This window comes from Microbacterium sp. KUDC0406 (assembly GCF_021582875.1).
Classification (GTDB): Bacteria; Actinomycetota; Actinomycetes; order Actinomycetales; family Microbacteriaceae; genus Microbacterium.
On record NZ_CP091138.1, the window covers coordinates 1,255,722 to 1,274,336 of the forward strand.

At 69.6% G+C, this 18,615-nt stretch carries 16 protein-coding genes and 1 pseudogene; 7 read left to right on the top strand and 10 right to left on the bottom strand.

Annotated features, from left to right (window positions below; genetic code table 11):
- Positions 1 to 36: 36 nt before the first annotated feature.
- The 5 genes and pseudogenes from trmD to L2X99_RS06415 all read right to left on the bottom strand — a co-directional run bounded on the left by trmD (position 37) and on the right by L2X99_RS06415 (position 4,695).
- Positions 37 to 734: pseudogene (trmD, locus tag L2X99_RS06395) on the bottom strand (tRNA (guanosine(37)-N1)-methyltransferase TrmD).
- Positions 735 to 741: 7 nt separating this feature from the next.
- On the bottom strand, positions 742 to 1,326 hold the full coding sequence (gene rimM / locus L2X99_RS06400; RefSeq protein WP_236124525.1) for a ribosome maturation factor RimM: 585 nt from the start codon (positions 1,324 to 1,326) through the stop codon (positions 742 to 744).
- Position 1,327: 1 nt separating this feature from the next.
- Positions 1,328 to 1,558, bottom strand: a complete 231-nt coding sequence (locus L2X99_RS06405; protein ID WP_116242719.1) for an RNA-binding protein — start codon at positions 1,556 to 1,558, stop codon at positions 1,328 to 1,330.
- Between the two features lie 6 nt (positions 1,559 to 1,564).
- Positions 1,565 to 2,005: a 30S ribosomal protein S16 gene (rpsP, locus tag L2X99_RS06410; RefSeq protein ID WP_236124524.1), complete on the bottom strand. Its 441-nt coding sequence runs from the start codon at positions 2,003 to 2,005 to the stop codon at positions 1,565 to 1,567.
- Between the two features lie 203 nt (positions 2,006 to 2,208).
- A complete protein-coding gene (locus tag L2X99_RS06415) occupies positions 2,209 to 4,695 on the bottom strand; it encodes a helix-turn-helix transcriptional regulator (RefSeq protein WP_236135766.1) in 2,487 nt (828 codons plus the stop codon).
- Between the two features lie 168 nt (positions 4,696 to 4,863).
- Here L2X99_RS06415 and L2X99_RS06420 point away from each other — a divergent pair, with 168 nt between their 5' ends.
- The gene (locus tag L2X99_RS06420) at positions 4,864 to 5,319 is read left to right on the top strand and encodes a hypothetical protein (RefSeq protein ID WP_236124521.1); all 456 of its coding nucleotides are present in this window, start codon (positions 4,864 to 4,866) and stop codon (positions 5,317 to 5,319) included.
- An 80-nt stretch (positions 5,320 to 5,399) separates the two neighbouring features.
- Positions 5,400 to 6,545, top strand: a complete 1,146-nt coding sequence (locus L2X99_RS06425) for a glutamate--cysteine ligase (RefSeq protein ID WP_236124520.1) — start codon at positions 5,400 to 5,402, stop codon at positions 6,543 to 6,545.
- 9 nt (positions 6,546 to 6,554) lie between these two features.
- Here the strand turns inward: L2X99_RS06425 and glpK are convergent, their stop codons facing one another.
- Together glpK and L2X99_RS06435 are read right to left on the bottom strand one after the other, a co-directional pair.
- Complete coding sequence (gene glpK / locus L2X99_RS06430) at positions 6,555 to 8,045, bottom strand: glycerol kinase GlpK (protein WP_236135767.1); 1,491 nt, start codon at positions 8,043 to 8,045, stop codon at positions 6,555 to 6,557.
- Between the two features lie 103 nt (positions 8,046 to 8,148).
- Positions 8,149 to 9,108, bottom strand: coding sequence for a sugar-binding transcriptional regulator (locus L2X99_RS06435; RefSeq protein WP_236135768.1), 960 nt, complete (start codon positions 9,106 to 9,108; stop codon positions 8,149 to 8,151).
- 89 nt (positions 9,109 to 9,197) lie between these two features.
- On the opposite strand from L2X99_RS06435, the gene L2X99_RS06440 reads away from it, so the two are divergent.
- A complete protein-coding gene (locus L2X99_RS06440; protein WP_236135769.1) occupies positions 9,198 to 10,895 on the top strand; it encodes a glycerol-3-phosphate dehydrogenase/oxidase in 1,698 nt (565 codons plus the stop codon).
- 86 nt (positions 10,896 to 10,981) lie between these two features.
- Here the strand turns inward: L2X99_RS06440 and ffh are convergent, their stop codons facing one another.
- The gene (gene ffh / locus L2X99_RS06445) at positions 10,982 to 12,532 is read right to left on the bottom strand and encodes a signal recognition particle protein (RefSeq protein WP_236135770.1); all 1,551 of its coding nucleotides are present in this window, start codon (positions 12,530 to 12,532) and stop codon (positions 10,982 to 10,984) included.
- 50 nt (positions 12,533 to 12,582) lie between these two features.
- Positions 12,583 to 13,167: a TetR/AcrR family transcriptional regulator gene (locus tag L2X99_RS06450; RefSeq protein ID WP_236124519.1), complete on the bottom strand. Its 585-nt coding sequence runs from the start codon at positions 13,165 to 13,167 to the stop codon at positions 12,583 to 12,585.
- A gap of 87 nt (positions 13,168 to 13,254) precedes the next feature.
- Here L2X99_RS06450 and lipB point away from each other — a divergent pair, with 87 nt between their 5' ends.
- From lipB to L2X99_RS06470, 4 genes are all read left to right on the top strand, one after another.
- Positions 13,255 to 13,893, top strand: coding sequence for a lipoyl(octanoyl) transferase LipB (gene lipB / locus L2X99_RS06455; protein WP_236124518.1), 639 nt, complete (start codon positions 13,255 to 13,257; stop codon positions 13,891 to 13,893).
- Positions 13,890 to 14,879 carry a lipoyl synthase gene (gene lipA / locus L2X99_RS06460; RefSeq protein ID WP_236124517.1) on the top strand — a complete coding sequence of 330 codons (990 nt, stop codon included), beginning with the start codon at positions 13,890 to 13,892 and terminating at the stop codon, positions 14,877 to 14,879. Before lipB ends, lipA begins: the two co-directional genes overlap by 4 nt.
- A 649-nt stretch (positions 14,880 to 15,528) precedes the next feature.
- Positions 15,529 to 17,397 (top strand): hypothetical protein, encoded by a 1,869-nt coding sequence (locus L2X99_RS06465; protein ID WP_236135771.1) that lies wholly within the window; start codon positions 15,529 to 15,531, stop codon positions 17,395 to 17,397.
- On the top strand, positions 17,394 to 18,074 hold the full coding sequence (locus tag L2X99_RS06470) for a GNAT family N-acetyltransferase (protein ID WP_236135772.1): 681 nt from the start codon (positions 17,394 to 17,396) through the stop codon (positions 18,072 to 18,074). The genes L2X99_RS06465 and L2X99_RS06470 overlap by 4 nt, the downstream gene beginning before the upstream one ends.
- A 4-nt stretch (positions 18,075 to 18,078) precedes the next feature.
- Here the strand turns inward: L2X99_RS06470 and L2X99_RS06475 are convergent, their stop codons facing one another.
- Entirely contained in the window at positions 18,079 to 18,579 is a 501-nt protein-coding gene (locus tag L2X99_RS06475; protein WP_236124513.1) for a DUF2004 domain-containing protein, read from the bottom strand.
- Between the last annotated feature and the right edge of the window lie 36 nt (positions 18,580 to 18,615).

An 18,615-nucleotide genomic window follows, 5' to 3' on the forward strand; every position in this document is an offset into this window, starting at 1 on the left:
GGGCAGACGTGCGGCTGCATTGACGCGGAAGGAGGATCAGCCCAGCAGGTCAGGACGCCGGGTGCGGGTGCGTTCCACCTGCTGCTCACGTCGCCAGGCGGCGATCGCGCCGTGGTTGCCGCTGAGCAGGACGTCGGGCACCGCACGATCGCGCCAGATGGACGGCTTGGTGTAGGACGGGTACTCGAGCAGCCCGTCCTCGTGCGACTCCTCCACGAGGCTCTCGGGGTTGCCGACGACGCCGGGGATGAGCCGGCCGATCGCCTCGGTCATCGCCATGACCGCGACTTCGCCCCCGTTGAGCACGTAGTCGCCGAGGCTGATCAGCCGCACCTCGCCGAGCGAGGCGGCGTAGTCGAAGACCCGTTCGTCGATGCCCTCATAGCGACCGCAGCCGAAGATGAGGTGCTCCCGTGTCGCGAGATCACGGGCGGTCGCCTGGGTGAAGACTTCGCCGGCGGGCGAGGGGAAGATGACGGTGGGTCCTTCGACGGGCTCGGGAACCGAGGAGGAGGCCAGTTCATCGAGCGCGAGGCCCCAGGGCTCCGGCTTCATGACCATGCCCGCTCCCCGCCGTACGGGGTGTCGTCGACGGTGCGGTGCCGGTCGTGCGTCCAGTCACGCAGGTCGTGCACGTGCAGGTCGAGGATGCCGGCATCCTGCGCCTTGCCGAGCAGCGACAGCGTCAGGCCGTCGAAGTACGACGGGAAGATCGAGACGACGTCGATGCGCATGATCGCGTCACTCCGCGGCGGAGCCGCCGTCTGCGTCCTTCTCGGGTGAAGCATCCGCCGTCGGGAGCTCCTCGAAGAGCCCGGGCGGCGGGGTGACGACGATGCGACCCGCGGCGACGTCGACCGTCGGCACGATGGCCTTCACGAACGGGACCATGACCTCGCGGTCGCCGGCCCTCACGATCACAAGGTCCTGCGCGGGCATGTGCTCGATGCGCACGACGCGGCCGATGACCTCGTCGTCGCGCACGACGTCGAGACCGGCGAGCTGATGGTCGTACCAGGCGTCGTCCTCGACCTCGTCGACGTCCTGGTCGATCCAGAGGATGGCGCGCACGAGCGACTCGGCGGCGGTGCGGTCCTCGACGTCGTCGAAGAAGACGACGGAGCTGCCGTTCATCACCCGGTACTCGCGGACGGTGATGGTCCTGCCGTGCCAGACGGATGCCTCGGGGACCTGCAGCGTGAACTCGGCACCGGGCACGAAGCGGCGGCCCGGATCATCGGTGTAGAGCTCGAGCTTGAGCCCGCCCTTGAGGCCGTGGGCCTTCAGCAGGCGACCGACGCGAAGCTGATTGCGTTCCTGGGCCACGTCAGTCGTCCGCGACGTCGACGCGCACACGGCGACCGTCGGCGAGGGCTGCGATCAGCGTACGCAGCGCCTTGGCGGTGCGGCCGCCGCGCCCGATCACGCGACCACGGTCATCCGGGTGCACGTGCACCTCGAGGAGGTCGCCACGAGACGACGCGGATGCGGTGATGCGGACGTCGTCCGGGTGATCGACGATCCCCTTGACGACGTGTTCGAGCGCGGCGGCGAGCACAGCGGATTACTCTGCGTCGGCAGCGGCCTCGGCCGCGTCCTCGGCGGGTGCTTCGGCAGGCTCAGCAACCGTCGCAGCGGACTCCTCGGCCTTCTTCTCGACCTTGGGCTTGATGACCGACTTCTTGGCGGAGTCGACCTCGAAGGCCTTCTTCTCGTCGGCGACCTTGAGGGTGGACTTCGCGTCCTTGTCGCCCTTGAACTTGCCCCAGTCACCCGTGATCTTGAGGATGGCGGTGACCTGCTCGGTCGGCTGGGCGCCGACGGAGAGCCAGTACTGGGCCCGCTCGGAGTCGACCTCGATGAACGAGGGCTCCTCGGTGGGGTGGTACTTGCCGATCTCCTCGATCACGCGACCGTCGCGCTTGGTGCGCGAGTCGGCGACGACGATGCGGTAGTACGGCGCACGGATCTTGCCGAAGCGCTTGAGACGAATCTTGACAGACACGATTCTCCTGAATGGTGTGGAAGGAAGACGAACTGATCACCTGGAGCGTGGGGTGCACACCCGGTGGAAGCTCTGCAGGGGGACGGCGCGCTGGATAGAGGGTCGAGCACGACGTCCGACCCACCATTCTGCCAGATCCGGGTTCGACTAGCGAACCGCGCCCGCCCGTCGCGTGTCGCGACGGGCATCGGAACGACCGGCCGTCAGCGCGCATCGAGATCTCTCGCGAGGCCGGCACGGGAGCGCAGACCGCGTTTGTGCAGGATGCGCGACACATGGCTCTCCACCGTCCGGATGCTGAGGTGGAGCCGATCCGCGATCTCGCGGTTGCTCAGACCCTCTGCCGCCAGCTCGGCGACGTCGAGTTCTCTGCGTGTGAGCGACTCCCCCGGTGCGGGCGCCGCCGGGACCCGCGGCGTCGCCGAGTCCAGTCGCCGCAGCCAGGTCTCGGCGCTGCGCGCGTACAGCGGCGCTCTCGCCTCGGCGAACAGCAGCGCCGCCCGGCGGGCGGCGTCGCGCGCATCTCCGATGCTGCCGATGGCGCGGAGCACCTCCGCACGGAACAGCTCGGCCTGGCCGGACAGATAGGGCACTCCGAATCGCGCGCCGAGCGCGCTCGCGCCGTCCGCATGCAGCCGGGCCGTGCGGATGTCGCCGTGCGCGAGAGCGAGCTCGCCGAGCCCGATGTGCTTCTGGATGCCGAAGACATCGCTGCCGTCGACGGCGAGCGCCGAGACGTCCGCCGGGATGCCGAGGCGGATCTCGACTCTGGCACGGAACAGCGCGGTCACCTCTCGCCACCACCAGGTGCGCGGCAGCTCGAGCTGGGCGACACGCCGATACCACGTCTCCGTGGCCGCCCGGTCCGGCGCGGCGACGAGCGCGGCGGTCGTCGCGAGCGGAATCACATCGGGCCAGTCGTATCGCTCCGCGGCGTCGAGTGCCTTCTCGACGAGCTCCTGGATCTCCTCCGGCCTGTCGAGAGGGATGCACAGGAAGGCGAGGATCGAATACAGATGGGGCAGGGCGTGGACTCGCCCGTTGCGCTCGGCGAGCTGGATCGCACGACGCACCAGGGACGCCCCGCCCTCGAAGTCGCCGACCATGTGCGCGCTCCATCCGGCGGCGGTCACCGCCCCGATCACGGGCAGCAGCCCGGAGGCGGGGATCGATGAGAAGCCGTCCCGCGCGGCCGCGTAGTGCACCCGCGCGCTCGGCACGTCTCCGTGTCTCAGATGCGCGAGCGCGGTGAGGGCCGACAGGGCGGCCGCGACTCCCGGCTCCGAGGACGAGCGCGCCGCCTTCTCGATGAGATCCGCGTCCTGGGTGTCCTCGTGCATGACCATCAGGGTCGCCGCCTCGATCGCGACTTCGGGGTGCAGCTCCCAGTCGCTCACCTCCCGCGCCAACTCGACCGCCTCGTCCGGACGTCCCTGGATCCGCAGCGCCTGGATCAGCAGAGCGGTCGCCTCCTTCGAGGAGTCGTCGTCCCCGATCAGCGCGCGCAGCAGCTCTTCGGCCTGACGCGGCCTCCCATCGAGCAGCAGTGCCCTCGCGAGCAGCAGATCGCGCCCGCGATGAGGGATGCGCCTGCTGGGCTGCAGCAGCCTCAACGCGCTCCGCGGTGCGGTCGCGATGACCATCGCTGCCCCCTCCAGCAGGGCATCGACCTCGGCGTCCGAGAGATGCGCGCCGAGATGGCGCAGATGGGCGGCTCGGTCGACCGGACTCGACATCCGATCAGCCGCGATCCTGTGCAGACGTGTCCGGGTCGCGGAATCCATGTCGCGATGGGCCGCAGCTGCGATCAGCGGATGCAGGATCTCGAGCTGAAGCGGATCGCTGAGCCCGCGCGCGGCGAGCAGCTCGGAGGCGTCGAGCAGAGCGTTCTCATCGAGTCCGGTCAGCGCGGACAGCGCCGAAGGCGGCGGGGGCGGGACGAGTGACAGCGCGTGCAGGACACGGCGCGCGGAGAACGGCAGCGCGGCGATCTCCACCCGCAGCGTGTCATCGAGGCCGGCGGATACGTCGAGGGGCATCGGATCAGCCCGATCCGCGACGGGGTTGCCCTCCGCGAGCAGACGGAGGTAAAGGGGATTGCCGCCGCCCAATCGCAGGATCGCAGGACTCACCGCGCCCCAGCGTTCGAGGAGCCGGACGGACTGCTCGTCGTCGAGTGGCGCGAGGGAGATGCGGCAGACTGCGTGCCCTCCCCGCGTCGCCGCACGGGAGAGCTCGCCTGGGGCGAAGGAGCTGCGATGAACGAAGACGAAGCGAAGGTCTCCCCCTGACGGCGTCGACAGGAGCTCGACGAGCAGATCCACCGAGTCCTGGTCCAGCCACTGGACATCGTCCACGACGATCATGGCCTTCTCGGGGATCGCCTCCCGGACGCGGCGCCGCAGGCTGCGCATGGAGGATCCTGCTGCGAGCAGCTCGGGAAGCTCCTCGTCGAGTGCCGCCTCCACGATCCCGCCGACCCCGGCCAGCGGTATGTGCGCAGGCGACTCCGTGGCGCGCGCGAAGAGCAGACGAGTCGGCCTCGATCCGGCGAGGTAGCCGCTGAGAAGCGCCGTCTTGCCGATCCCGATCGGACCGTCGATGAAGACCACCCGGTGCGTCGCCACCGGTGCGCTCTCGTCGAGCAACGCCGTCAGACGCCCGATCTCGGGGTCTCTGCCTATGAGCATTCCTCCCCCTTGAAGCTCGGAAGCAGTACCTGCACCCTAGCGCTCGAGATTCCGTGGTACCACGGATGCCCGGTCCGTGACGGCCCCGTAGCTTCGAAGACGGAAGAGGACGGCGCGGGACGCGGGAGGATGTCCCGGTCCGCACTGTCGATCAGAAGGGGGACGATCATGAAGAGACTGACCAGGGGGCCCGCGGTGCTTCTCGCCGCGGCTTTCGCATCCACCGCGGCGCTCGGCGTCGCAGCGCCGGCGATGGCGAGTTCGCCATCGTCGCAGGTGCCGGCCGCCACCGCCTGCCCGGACAAGGCGTCGTCGACCTTCGGCGAGTTCGAGTACGCGAGGAGCCATGGAACGTCGGTCGACGAGTACTACGCCGGCAACGGAACGGCCATGCAGGTCTTCCGGGTCGACGGGCACTACGAGGTCTACGGCACGAACGGGGCCGCGATCGGACGCATCTGCTACGACAAGCAGCCGCCGCGGCTCGACAACATCAAGCCGGCCGAGCAGCAGCTCGTCGGCGGCGGTGGCGGCGGCAGCGCCATCGGCCACGTCGTGCACGGGGTCAACGCGAACCTGCTGATCACCACGAAGTGGGTCAAGTGGACGGTGCGGGTCGGCTGACACGTCCCGCAGGTCGGGGAGGCTGAACCGCGATGCGCGCCCGATGCATTCGGGCGCGCATCGCGTGTCAGACTGTGCTCGTGACGATCGCCTTCGCCGATTCCGCACGCTCGACCGTCGGAGTCGAGTGGGAGGTCATGCTCGCCGATCCGCAGACCGGCGACCTGGTCGGCCGCGCGCCCGAGCTCCTCGAGGCGCTCGAGGCCGCCAGCGCCGACAGCCGGCACACCGTCACCGGCGAGCTGCTCACGAACACCGTCGAAGTGACCAGCGGTGTCGGCGCCACCGTCGCCGAGGCGATCGGCGACATCTCGTCAGCGATCCGTGAGGTTCGGGCCGCGACCGACCCCGCCGGGATCGAGCTGCTCTCGGCCGGCAGCCATCCGTTCGCGCAGTGGTACGACCAGCGCGTCACCGACAAGACCAGATACCGCGCGCTCATCGATCGCACCCAGTGGTGGGGGCGGAACATGATGATCTGGGGCATCCACGTGCACATCGGGGTGGAGGATCGCGAGAAGGTGCTCCCGATCGTGGGGGCGCTGTCCGCCTATCTGCCGCACCTGCAGGCCCTCGCTGCCTCCAGCCCGTTCTGGGCGGGCGAGCGCACCGGCTACGCGTCCAATCGGGCGCTGGTCTTCCAGCAGCTGCCCACGGCGGGGCTGCCCTGGCCGCTGCGCACCTGGGCCGAGTACGAGGGCTACCTCGACGACATGGTGCGCACCGGCGTCATGTCCGACGCGACCGAGGTGCGCTGGGACATCCGGCCGGCCCCGCGCTGGGGCACCATCGAGGTGCGGGCGTGCGACGGCATGTCGACGCTGCGGGAGCTCGCCGCGATCGCGGCGCTCACCCAGGTGCTCGTCGAGCACCTCTCGCGCCGCCTCGACGAGGGCGAGGAGTTGCCCGTCCTGCAGCCGTGGTATCACCGCGAGAACAAGTGGCGCACGGCACGCTACGGGCTGGATGCCACGATCATCGTCGACTCCTCCGGCATCCAGCGTCCGGTGCGCGAGCACCTGCTCGAGCTGCTGGAGACGCTCGCACCGGTCGCCGTGGACCTGCGCTGCGGCGCGGAGTTCACGCGGGTCGGGTCTATCCTCGACACCGGCGCGAGCTACGAGCGCCAGCTCGCTGTCGCCGACGCGACCGGCGGCGACCTGCGGAAGGTGGTGCAGCACCTCATCGACGAGTTCCGCACCGGGCCGCACCATCATCTGAGCTGAGCCGGACGCTCAGGCCCAGTCGAAGGTGCGCTCCACCGCCTTGCGCCAATGAGCGACGATGCGCTCCCGTTCCTCGTCGTCGATGGCCGGCTCCCAGCGTCCGTCCTCGCGCCACATCGCACGCAGCTCGTCGGGGCCGGACCAGACTCCGACCGCCAGTCCCGCTGCGTAGGCGGCGCCCAGCGCCGTGGTCTCGACGATCGCCGGGCGGATGACGGGGACTCCGAGCACGTCGGTCTGGAAGCGCATCAGCGTGTCGTTGCCCACCATGCCGCCGTCCACACGCAGCTCCTGCACCGGCCGCCCGGTGTCGGCGACCACTGCGTCGAGCACGTCACGCGACTGCAGCGCGACGGCTTCCAGGGCGGCGCGGGCGATGTGTCCCTTGTTCGCGAAGCGGGTGAGCCCGAGGATCGCGCCACGGGCGTCCGGTCGCCAGTAGGGGGCGAACAGTCCGGAGAACGCGGGGACGATGGTCACTCCCCCGTTGTCGTCGACGGTGAGGGCGAGCTCCTCCACCTCCGGCGACTGCGAGATGATGCCGAGGTTGTCGCGCAGCCACTGCACGAGCGACCCGCTCACCGCGATCGAGCCCTCCAGCGCGTAGCGCGGGGCGTCCGTGCCGATCCGGTAGGCGACGGTGGTGATCAGTCCGTTCGAGCTGTCGACGATCTCCTCCCCGGTGTTCACGATGAGGAAGTTGCCGGTGCCGTAGGTGTTCTTGGACTCGCCGGCGTCGAACGCGGTCTGCCCGAAGGTCGCCGCCTGCTGGTCGCCGAGGATCGCGGCGATGGGAACGCCGTCGAGCACCGTCCCCGCAGCAGTCCCGTACACCTCGGCGGACGAGCGTATCTCCGGCAGCATCGCCCGCGGCACCCCGAACTCGCGCAACAGGTCGTCATCCCACTGCAGCGTGCGCAGGTCCATCAGCAGGGTTCGGCTCGCATTCGTGACATCGGTGGCGTGCACGCCGCCCTCGGCTCCCCCGGTGAGGTTCCAGAGCAGCCAGGTGTCCGGCGTGCCGAAGAGCAGCTCCCCTGCCTCCGCACGCACCCGCGCACCGTCGACGTTGTCGAGGATCCAGCGGATCTTGGATGCCGAGAAATAGGTGGCCAGCGGGAGCCCGGTCTTCGCGGCGAAACGTCGCACGCCGCCGTCCGCCGCGAGGGAGTCGACGAAATCCTGGGTCCGGGTGTCCTGCCACACGATGGCGTTCGCGATGGGCTCGCCGGTCGCCCGGTCCCAGACCATGACCGTCTCGCGCTGGTTGGTGATGCCGATGGCAGCGACGTCGGAGGCCGTCACCTGCGCCTGCTCGAGCGCGAGACGGAGCACGTCCTGGACGTTGGTCCAGATCTCCTTCGGATCGTGCTCCACCCAGCCCGGACGAGGGAGGACCTGCTCGTGCTCGCGCTGCCCGACTCCGGCGATACGCCCCTCATCGTCGAAGACGATCGCTCGTGTGCTCGTGGTTCCCTGGTCGATGGCGACGATGTGCATCGGCTCTCCTGTGACGCCCGTGTCCGGGCATCCGGGGCCCGCTGTCCTGCCAGCTTAGGAGGAACCGGCGTGCGCCCCCGACTCCGCGCACGAACGTGCAGCGTCAGCCGACCAGCACCTCGGCGAGGCTCTCGTCGAGGACGAGGTCGGTGATCAGGCCGGCACGGATCGCGCCCTGCAGGCTCGGCAGCTTCTGCAGCCCGGATGCCACGGCGATCCTGCGCGCGACCCGCTTGAGCATGGGCAGCGCCGGTCCTGATGCCCGCTCGTTCAGGCCGATGCCGTCCCACGTGCCGTCCTCCCGGTAGAACACCGTCGCGATGTCGCCGATCACCCTGTCCTCGCGCAGTGTCCGGTAGTCGTCCCTGTCGAGGTACCCGCCGGCGTACACGCGGCTCGGCGCGTCGCCGAACGGCGATCCGAGCCCGAACAGCACCAGGTCCGCGCGATGGTGCAGATCGAGGATGCGGCGGGTGCTGCGCTCCTGCCACATCGCCTGCTTCGTCTCGGCGCGGTCGAAGATCGCCGGCACCGGGAACTGCTGCACGCCCGCGTCGAACGCCCGGCCGAATCGCTGCAGGATCTCACTCGCGTAGTCCACTCCGGAGGTGAACGTGTTGCCTGCGCCGTTCAACTGCACGAACACGGTGTTGTGCGTCTCCTTGTGCACCAGATGACGGCTGATCGCGTCGAGGGTGGTGCCCCAGGCGATCCCCACGATCATGTTGGAGTCGACGTACTGCGGCAGGATCCGCGCGGCGGTCATCGCGATGCGTTCGAACCGCTCCACGTCGCTGAGGTTCTGCGGTGTGGCGACGACGTGCGCGGCGATGCCGTAGCGGTGGCGGATGGTCTCCTCGAGCCTGTTCTGCTGCTCCTGCGGAGCGCGGATGCTGATCTCGACGAGACCGGTGCTCCTGGCACTGCTGAGCAGCCGCGACACCGACGACCGGGAGGTGCGCAGCTCTCGCGCGATGGCGTCCATGGTCATGTCCTGCAGGTAGTACATCTGGGCTGCCCGCAGCACGACCGCCCCCTTCGGGTCCCGCACGTCGTCTGTCATGCCGACATCTTTGCACGTTCGTGCACGCCTGTTGCGCGTGTGTGCCGGCAGAGCGGAGGATGGAGACACGAAGCCGGGGAGGAACTGAGATGAGCACGATCGAGCGCGCTGACGTCCGAGAAGCACGAGAGGTCGGACGTGCCGCCGTCCTGATCATCGGCGGAGGGATCAACGGGATCTCCGCCTTCCGCGATCTGGCGATGCAGGGCGTCGACGTCCTGCTCGTCGAGCGCGAGGACTTCGCCTCCGGCGCATCCTCGGCGTCCAGCCACATGATCCACGGCGGCATCCGTTATCTCGAGAACGGCGAGTTCCGTCTGGTGAAGGAGTCGGTGCAGGAACGCAACGACCTGCTCCGGACCGCGCCGCACTACGTGAAGCCGCTCGAGACGACGATCCCGATCTACTCGACCTTCTCAGGCATCCTCACCGCGCCGTTCCGCTTCGTGTTCCACGGGTCGGGAAAACCGCGCGAGCGCGGTGCTCTCCTGATCAAGACCGGCCTCACGATCTACGACACCTTCTCGCGCGACGGCGGAACCGTGCCTCGGCATCGCTTCCGCGGGCGGAGGAAGTCGCTCGAGGATCTCCCCCGCCTGAACCCCCGGGTGAAGTACACCGCGACCTATTACGACGCCTCGGCCCACGATCCTGAGCGCCTTGCACTCGATGTGCTGCGCGACGGCGAGAAGGCCGGCGGCCGCGTGCTCAACTACGTCGACGCGATCGGGCTGGATCCCGCGGGCGTGCTGCTGCGCGACCGCGAGTCCGGCGAGGAGTTCCGCATAGCCGCCGATGTGGTCGTGAACGCCTCTGGCCCGTGGACGGACCTCACCAACGCGTCGCTCGGCACGCGCACCGCCTTCATGGGCGGGACCAAGGGTTCGCACATCGTGCTCGACCACCCCGAGCTCATGGCGGCGACCGGTGGCCGGGAGATCTTCTTCGAGCACTCCGACGGACGCATCGTGCTGATCTATCCGCTGAAGGGCAAGGTGCTCGTCGGCACCACCGATCTCGAGGCCGACCCGCGCGAGCCCGCCGTGTGCACCGAGGAGGAGATCGACTACTTCTTCGACCTCATCGGACATGTCTTCCCCTCGATCCCCGTGGATCGCTCCCAGATCGTGTACCGGTTCTCCGGCATCCGTCCGCTGCCGCACCACGACGACACCGCACCCGGCTTCGTGTCGCGCGACTACCGGATCGAACGGCGGAAGGATGCCGGGCTGCCGCCGGTGCTCAGCCTGGTCGGCGGCAAGTGGACCACGTTCCGCGCCCTCGGCGAGTCCCTGTCCGACCGCGTGCTCGCCGAGCTCGGTCGCCCGCGCATGACCAGGACGAAGGGGGTGCGCATCGGCGGCGGCCAGGGTTACCCGCGCACTCCCCGACGCACAGTGGAGTGGCTGCGGCAGAACGTGGGCGACTCCGCGCGCGGCCGTGTGCTGTTCGTGCGGTACGGGACGCGCGCGGCGCATGTCGCCGAGTTCCTCGCCGAGGAAGAGGACCGGCCGCTGCTGGGCGACCAGCTGTCCACCCGCGAGCTGCTCTGGATGATCGAGCGGGAGCACGCGCGCCGCGTCTCCGACATCCTGTTCCGGCGCACCAACCTCGTGTTCACCGGCGATGCGGATGCCGCAACCGTGCGCACCGTCGCGGATGCCATGGCAGTGCTGATGGGCTGGGACAGCGTGAAGACGGATGCCGAGGTGGAGGACACCCTCCGCTCGCTGCGCGAGCGACACGGTGTCGAACTCTCGGAGGACGCGCCGCTTCCCGGTCGTTGAGCGAGGGAGCGCAGCGAGTGAGACGAAACGCGCTGCGCTGGCGTCGGGCGCTTCGTCGCTTCGCCTCGCTCAACGGCCGGAAGAGCTCAGCCCTTGCCGAACAGCTTCTGGATCTCGGCCATGTCGGCCTCGCTCGGCGCCTTCTGACCGCCGAGGCCGAAGCCCGAGCCGGTGGCCTCCGCGGGTCCGGTGGCGATCCCGGCGTTCTCGGCGGCGCGCTTGGCCGGGTTGCCCGATCGCGAGCCGCTCTTGCCCTTGGCGCCCTTCTTGCCGCGCTTGGCGGACGCACCCGGCTTGCCCATCGGGCCCATGCCGGGAATCTGCGGGGTGCCGCCGCGGGCGACGGTCTTCATCATCTTCGCCGCCTGCTCGAAGCGCTGCACGAGCTGGTTGACGTCGGTCACGGTCATGCCGGAACCACGCGCGATGCGCAGCCGGCGTGAGCCGTTCAGGAGCTTCGTGTTGCGGCGCTCGGCCGGGGTCATCGAGCGGATGATCGCCTCGGTGCGGTCGATCTCGCGTTCGTCGAAGTCGTCGAGCTGCTGCTTCATCTGGCCCATGCCCGGCAGCATGCCGAGCATCTTCTTCATCGAGCCCATCTTGCGCATCTGCTGCATCTGCTCGAGGAAGTCCTCGAGCGTGAAGGCCTCGTTCGCGAGCTTCTCGGCGACCTTCATGGCCTCGGCCTCGTCGAACGCGGACTGCGCCTGCTCGATCAGGGTGAGGATGTCACCGAGATCGAGGATGCGGCTCGCCATGCGGTCGGGGTGGAACGGCTCGAGGTCGTCGAGGTCCTCACCCGTGGACGCGAAGATGATCGGGCGGCCGGTGATCGAGGCCACCGAGAGTGCGGCACCGCCTCGGGCGTCGCCGTCGAGCTTGGAGAGCACGACGCCGGTGAAGTCGACGCCGTCCTGGAACGCCTTCGCGGTGTTGACGGCGTCCTGACCGATCATCGCGTCGATGACGAACAGCACCTCGTCCGGGTTCGTCGCCCTGCGGATGTCGCCGGCCTGCTTCATCAGCTCGGCGTCGACGCCGAGGCGGCCGGCCGTGTCGATGATGACGACGTCGTGCTGCGTGCGACGGGCATGCTCCACGCCGTCCTTGGCGACCTTGACCGGGTCGCCGATGCCGTTGCCGGGCTCGGGCGCGTAGATGGCGGCTCCGGCCTGCTCGGCGACGACGGTCAGCTGGGTGACGGCGTTCGGGCGCTGCAGGTCACAGGCGACGAGCAGCGGGGTGTGCCCCTCGCCCTCGAGCTGCTTGGCCAACTTTCCGGCGAACGTCGTCTTGCCGGAACCCTGCAGGCCGGCGAGCATGATCACCGTCGGCGGGGTCTTGGCGAACTCCAGGCGGCGCTGTTCGCCGCCGAGGATCGCGACGAGCTCCTCGTTGACGATCTGCACCACCTGCTGCGCGGGGTTCAGCGCCTTGTTCACCTCGTCGCCGAGCGCACGCTCGCGCACCTTGGCGGTGAAGTCCTTGACGACGGGGAGCGCGACGTCGGCGTCGAGCAGGGCGCGACGGATCTCGCGGACGGTGCCGTCGACGTCGGCCGGGCTGAGCTTGCCCTTCGTGCGCAGGTTGCGGAAGGTCTCGGTCAGCCGATCGGAGAGCGTGCCAAAGGTAGCCATGATGCGCTCAAGTTTACGGGAGAGGAGCCGTACGCTTCGCCGTCATGCGCTCATGCCCAGGGAAGATCGTGGATGCAGCGCAGGGCAGCGTCGAACTGCGCCTCGAGCGAGGCCTGTACGGCGCCCTGCTCGGCCCAGACGCGGATCGACGAGAGCACGGCGGCCGCGCAGGCAGCACCGAGGATGTCGGCCGGGATCTCGTCGACGCCGGACGCCCGCGCCGCCGATGCCACCGCCGAGGCGAGTCGTCCGTGCCGCACTCCCCGATCCCGCTGCAGCTCGGCCTCAAGGCCCATCGCCGCTTCGTTGCGGATGGCGAGTGCCAGCGGATCGGGCGCAAAGTCCTTGATCACGTGGGTCAGCGCCGCGCGGACGCCCGGCCCCGTGGCATCCGTGCCCAGTGCGGCCAGCGCGACGAGGGCATCGTCGATGCGAGCATCCAACCCCGACCACAGCACATCGCTCTTCGACGAGAAGTAGTTGAAGAAGCTGGAACGGCTCACGCCGGCGCGCTGCGTGATGTCCGCCACGGACGTCGCGTCGTACCCCTTCTCGAGGAACAGCTCGCACGCGGCCTCGGCGAGCGTCTCCCGCGAGGATGCCCGCGGACGACCTGCTCGCGACCCTGAATCCATGTGCCACAGCGTATCGGTGCCGCGTGATCGCGGAACAGAGGTATTCTTGGACGCGATCCAATAACCGTGACCCGATGGAGTGCGCACATGCTCGACATCCAGATCGCCGGACTCGACCCCGAGTTCGTCCCGTACCTCGACGGCTGGGACCTGCAGCGCAGCGTGCACCGCGACGTCGTCGCCGGCAGCCGCCCAGACACGCTCCTGCTGCTCGAACACGAGGCGGTCTACACCGCCGGCAAGCGCACCGAGCCTCAGGAGCGCCCGCAGGACGGGACGCCCGTGGTCGACGTGGACCGGGGCGGCAAGATCACCTGGCACGGGCCGGGACAGCTGGTCGGATACCCGATCGTGCGCCTCCCCGAGCCGATGGACGTCGTCGCGCACGTGCGGCGCATGGAGCGGCTGCTCATCGGCATCCTGCAGCCCTTCGGCGTGGACGGCTACCAGGTCGATGGTCGCAGCGGCGTCTGGGTGCGCCGACCGCTCAGCGAGGACAAGGTCGCCGCGATCGGCGTGCGCGTGCAGCAGGGCGTGACCATGCACGGTTTCGCGATCAACTGCGACAACACGCTCGCCGGCTTCCGCGGCATCATTCCGTGCGGGATCATGGATGCCGGGGTCACCACGGTCAGCGAGGTCACGGGCCGCGACGTGTCGCCGGTCGACCTCGTGCGGGCCGTCTCCGAGGCGTTCACCGCCGAGTACGCGGAGGTGGTCGCATGAGCGCCGCACCCGAGGGCCGCAGGCTGCTGCGTCTGGAGGTCCGCAACGCCGAGACCCCGATCGAGCGCAAGCCGGAGTGGATCCGCACCAAGGCGAAGATGGGCCCCGAGTACCAGGCGCTGCAGTCGCTGGTGAAGACCGAGGACCTGCACACGGTGTGCCAGGAGGCCGGTTGCCCGAACATCTTCGAGTGCTGGGAGGATCGCGAGGCCACCTTCCTCATCGGCGGTTCGCAGTGCACCCGCCGCTGCGACTTCTGCCAGATCGACACCGGCAAGCCCGACGCCTACGACACCGACGAGCCCCGGCGCGTCGCCGAGAGCGTGCAGCGGATGGGCCTGCGCTACGCCACCGTCACCAGCGTCGCGCGCGATGATCTGCCCGACACCGGCGCCTGGCTCAACGCCGAGAGCGTACGGCAGATCCACGCCATGAACCCGAACACCGGCGTCGAACTGCTCGCCAACGAGCACAACGCCGACCCGGCGTTCCTCGGCGAGATCTTCGACGCCCGGCCCGAGGTGTTCGCGCACAACGTCGAGACCGTACCGCGGATCTTCAAGCGCATCCGGCCGGCCTTCAAGTACGAGCGCTCGCTGAACGTCATCACGCAGGGCCACGAGGCCGGCCTGATCACGAAGTCCAACCTCATCCTCGGCATGGGCGAGGAACCCGAGGAGGTCGTGCAGGCGCTGCAGGACCTGCACGACGCCGGATGCGACATCATCACGATCACGCAGTACCTGCGCCCCTCGCCCCGCCACCTGCCGGTCGCACGGTGGGTGAAGCCGGACGAGTTCGTCGGCTTCAAGGAGGAGGCCGAGCGGATCGGATTCCTCGGCGTGCTCGCGGGCCCCCTGGTGCGGTCGTCGTACCGCGCCGGTCGCCTGTGGGCGCAGTCGATGATCTCGAAGGGCCGCGAGATCCCGCCGCACCTCGCCCACATCGCCGAGAGCGCCGACCTGGGCTTCGCTCAGGCGGTCTGACCCAGCCGGGTGGCGAACCCGACGCCGACCCGTAGAATGACGCGCATGGCGAGCCCTGGGGACAGCCGGACGCGCGAGAACGACGCCGTCTTCGCCTCGGTCGACGCGCCCGCCGACGTCGCACGGGAGTGGCTGACCGCGCAGTTCGATGCCCAGGCCACCCGCGGCGACGCCGATGCTCTCTCCCCTGCGCAGCGCCTCGACCTCACCGAACTGCTCAGCAGCACCTGGTGGCGCGCGGTGTTCGAGGACGAGCGCGACGACGACGCCGAAGCACCCGACCACCTGCTGCGGCGCGCGCTGCCGCCGGCGGTCCGTGCCGCGGCTCGGCTGCCGCTGGGCGGCGTCATCCTCGCCCTCTACATGCGCAACCTGGTCAACGACGCCTGGGCGATGGCCTGGGACCACGAACTGCTCGTCGTCGCCATCGAGACGGCATGTGACGCAGCGGTCGCGGCCCGCGGCGGGGATCGTGCCCCGGAGGATGATCTCGGCGCACTGGCCTGGGCGCTGCTGCGCTTCATGCTCTGCGAGTTCCGGGTCGAGACGGCTCTGCTCACCGGGCGGCTCGACGTCGTCGTCGACGCGTCGGACGCCGCCGTGGCGGCCGTGGCCCCGCTCGTCGAGGCCGTCCGCGCGCAGCCGTCGGGTGCGGCCCGTCACGCGCTGCTCCGCGAGGCCTCGAACGAGGAGACCTATTACCGGAGCGTGCGCGACAGCGCACGGATCGGGCGGCGGATGCTCCGGCGGAGACCGTCGCTCCGCCGCCCGCGACCTCGCTCGCATCCGCTCCGACATCGCCTCCGCCTCGTTCAACCACATGGATGCCAGCGAGCTGCGCGGCCACCTCGCGGCCATCGAGCGGCTCGAGGCGGTGCGGGAGCGGGAGTGGCTGCACGTCGACGACGGACGGGTGCGGATCGTCTACTCGTTCGGCATCCGCACCGGCGTCTGGGACGACCCGATCGGCCTTGTCGCCGCCCTCCACGAGGACGCCGTCGCCATGCGCGACGCTGGCCGGACGATCGGCGGCCTCGACATCGTCGAGGCGCGCGGCCGGCTGGATCTGAGCGACGTCTGGCAGGGCACCGACAACTTCGGGCGCGGCTACCGCGGCGCGACGATCCGCCTCGCCGACATCCGGCTCGAGCGCTCCGATGACGGGACGCCGCTGGAGACCGTGCACACGCGCATCCAGCTTTCGCAGCTGGGCAACCACTCCATCGTCTTCGACATCGACCTGCACGACGCACCCGCCTATCGCGTCGCGGAGGCCGTGCATCTGGCCACACCCGTGTTCGGAGATCTGACCGAGATCGACGGGATGCTCCGGATGCGAGTCTCCGGAGACCGGACGGTCTCCGGTCTGCCGGAGGTCGTCGACGACCTGCTCGAGGGCCTGCGGAGCATGCTCGACGGCATCGCCGGAGCAGTGGACGGCACGCGCCTGGCAGCACGCGAAGGATCGTTCGGCATCGTCGCGACGATCGTGGCGGCGTCGCGGATCGGCCCCCATGGCAGTACCGCACTCACCGACACGCGAGGTCTGCTCGATCTCTGGGGCGTGCAGCCGCTCGTGCATCCGCTGCCCAGCGGCGCGGCGAGCATCGCGGACTGGGCCCTGTACGACCTCGACGCGGTCGAGACCTGGTCCCTGCTGCATCTGAACAGCGAGCTGCTGGCGTCCAACAGCAACGTCACCCTGCTCGCCGCGTTCGGTTCCCCCGACTTCGCTGTGCAGGAGATGGAGAGCTACATCGAGTTCGCGCACAGCATGCACGGCATGTACCAGGGCTGGCAGGACGGCGTCCGGTACTTCGCTGAGCGGATCGCGCGCCTGCTCAGCGAGGCGGAGATCGTGCTGCGCCGCACCGACGAGCTGGACGATCGACGCGAGTACGCGCTCTCGACGCAGCGCGCCGAGGCCATCGCCGACCTCGACCGCCTCGTGCGCGAGGTGGAGCGTACCGAGCTGTCGCTGCAGGCCTTCGTGCAATCGAACGAGGCGATCATGCTCTTCATAGAGTCGCCCTCGATGGTGACATCGCCGCCGCTGCGCACCGACCTCGACACGATCCTGGACTCCAACGGGTACCAGCATCTGCGCGATGGGTTCACCCGAGCCGTGCGCGACGTCCTCGGCACGCGGCTGCAGCCCCTGCTCGAGGTGGTGCATCGCCGGATGGAGCACGCCTACGCCGCAGAGCGCGCACTCATCGAGCAGCAGCGTCGCGACCTCGAGGAGCAGGCGGAACGTCAACGCGAAGACCGCGACCGACGCAACGGACGCGTCTTCGAAGTGCTCGGGATCGTGTTCGCCGTCGTCGGCTTCTCCGGGATCGCCTCCGTGCTGCAGACGGGATATCCCGACTGGGGCGGTCCGGTCGCGTGGTGGCTGGTCGCGATCGTCCTCGCGCTGGCCGCCGCCACCGGGGTGGCACTGGCGGTGCTCTCGGGCCGCCGTATCCTCCGACGCCCAGCGCCCGACGCGGAGCGACCGGAAGAGAGCGATCCATGATCAGGACCGCTGCCGACGCCGAGCTGCTGGGGCTCACCTACGATCGCGTCCTGGCCGCAAGCTTCCCGGAGACCGAGCTCGTGACCCGGGAGGACTTCCTCGACGCCGGGATGCGCGGCGAGCTCGACGTCCTCGTCGCACGCGAAGGCGAGCAGATCGCCGGCACCATCGTCGGCGAGCGGCACGGTTCGGCCGTGCTCGTGGACTGGCTCGCCGTGGCGAGCACCTTCCGGTGCTCGGGAACGGGCACGGCGCTCGTCGAAGCCGGCAACGCGCGCTGGACGGCGTGGGACGGCATACGGCTGGTTGTCGCCGAGGTCGAGCGGCCCGATGTCTTCGCCCCGCACCCGCGGTTCGGCGACCCGGCACGGCGCCTGAGGTTCTACGAGCGCCTCGGCGCAGCCGTGCTGGATCTGCCCTACTATCAGCCCCCGGTCCGCGAGGGCATGCCACGCGTGCGCGGGCTGCTGCTGACGGTGCTCGCAGCCGGCACGTCGTCGGCGCCGCGCATCCTCTCGGCAGAGGAGACCGCCGCCGTCCGAGGCCTGCTGCTGGCGACGATGGGAGCCGCGGACGACGACGAGACCGCCCGGATCTACGACGCGGTGGACGCCCCCGGCGGGCTGGGCCTGCTGCCGCCCGCCGACTACCGCCAGGTACCGCTCTCCGCCCCCTAGCGACTCAGTCGCCGCTCATCACCGACAGCACCGAGCCGTCGGAGGCGAGGTTCACCAGCAGCACGTCGTCGGCGCCGCCCGCGTCGAGGGTGTACTCCAGCACGGCGAAGGGATCGTCGCCGCCGTGCTCGTCCACCAGGATCGTCATGCTGATCAGCGTCAGCGAACGGATGATGTCGACCGCGTCGTCGCCGGAGACGTCGACGAGCACGTCGGCGAGCTGGTCGCCGAACTCCTCCTGCTGCTGCAGGATGAACTCGGTCACCTCGCTGGTGCGGTCGTCGAGCTCGGAGAGCATGGCGCGGCGCGACGTCCCATCCACGTCCTCGAGTCCGCTGATGAGCGCCGCGGCGATGTCGAGCGCGTCGATCGACACGTCGTCCTGGTCCGGCGCCGTGAGGTCGACCGTGACCGACTGGTCGCCGAGGTCGACGCGCTCCGACCAGAAGATCGACCCGTCCGGCCCTGAGGACAGCAGTCCGAAGTAGTCGTGTTCGATCGCCATATCGCTATGCAACCAGCCTTGTGCGCGTTGCGCCAG

Coding starts and splice junctions, on each gene's coding strand:
- L2X99_RS06415 (WP_236135766.1), bottom strand. CDS start 4,695: ATGCTCATAGGCAGAGACCCCGAGATCGGGCGTCTGACGGCGTTGCTC.
- L2X99_RS06420 (WP_236124521.1), top strand. CDS start 4,864: ATGAAGAGACTGACCAGGGGGCCCGCGGTGCTTCTCGCCGCGGCTTTC.
- glpK (WP_236135767.1), bottom strand. CDS start 8,045: ATGCACATCGTCGCCATCGACCAGGGAACCACGAGCACACGAGCGATC.
- L2X99_RS06435 (WP_236135768.1), bottom strand. CDS start 9,108: ATGACAGACGACGTGCGGGACCCGAAGGGGGCGGTCGTGCTGCGGGCA.
- L2X99_RS06440 (WP_236135769.1), top strand. CDS start 9,198: ATGAGCACGATCGAGCGCGCTGACGTCCGAGAAGCACGAGAGGTCGGA.
- ffh (WP_236135770.1), bottom strand. CDS start 12,532: ATGGCTACCTTTGGCACGCTCTCCGATCGGCTGACCGAGACCTTCCGC.
- L2X99_RS06450 (WP_236124519.1), bottom strand. CDS start 13,167: ATGGATTCAGGGTCGCGAGCAGGTCGTCCGCGGGCATCCTCGCGGGAG.
- lipB (WP_236124518.1), top strand. CDS start 13,255: ATGCTCGACATCCAGATCGCCGGACTCGACCCCGAGTTCGTCCCGTAC.
- lipA (WP_236124517.1), top strand. CDS start 13,890: ATGAGCGCCGCACCCGAGGGCCGCAGGCTGCTGCGTCTGGAGGTCCGC.
- L2X99_RS06470 (WP_236135772.1), top strand. CDS start 17,394: ATGATCAGGACCGCTGCCGACGCCGAGCTGCTGGGGCTCACCTACGAT.
- L2X99_RS06475 (WP_236124513.1), bottom strand. CDS start 18,579: ATGGCGATCGAACACGACTACTTCGGACTGCTGTCCTCAGGGCCGGAC.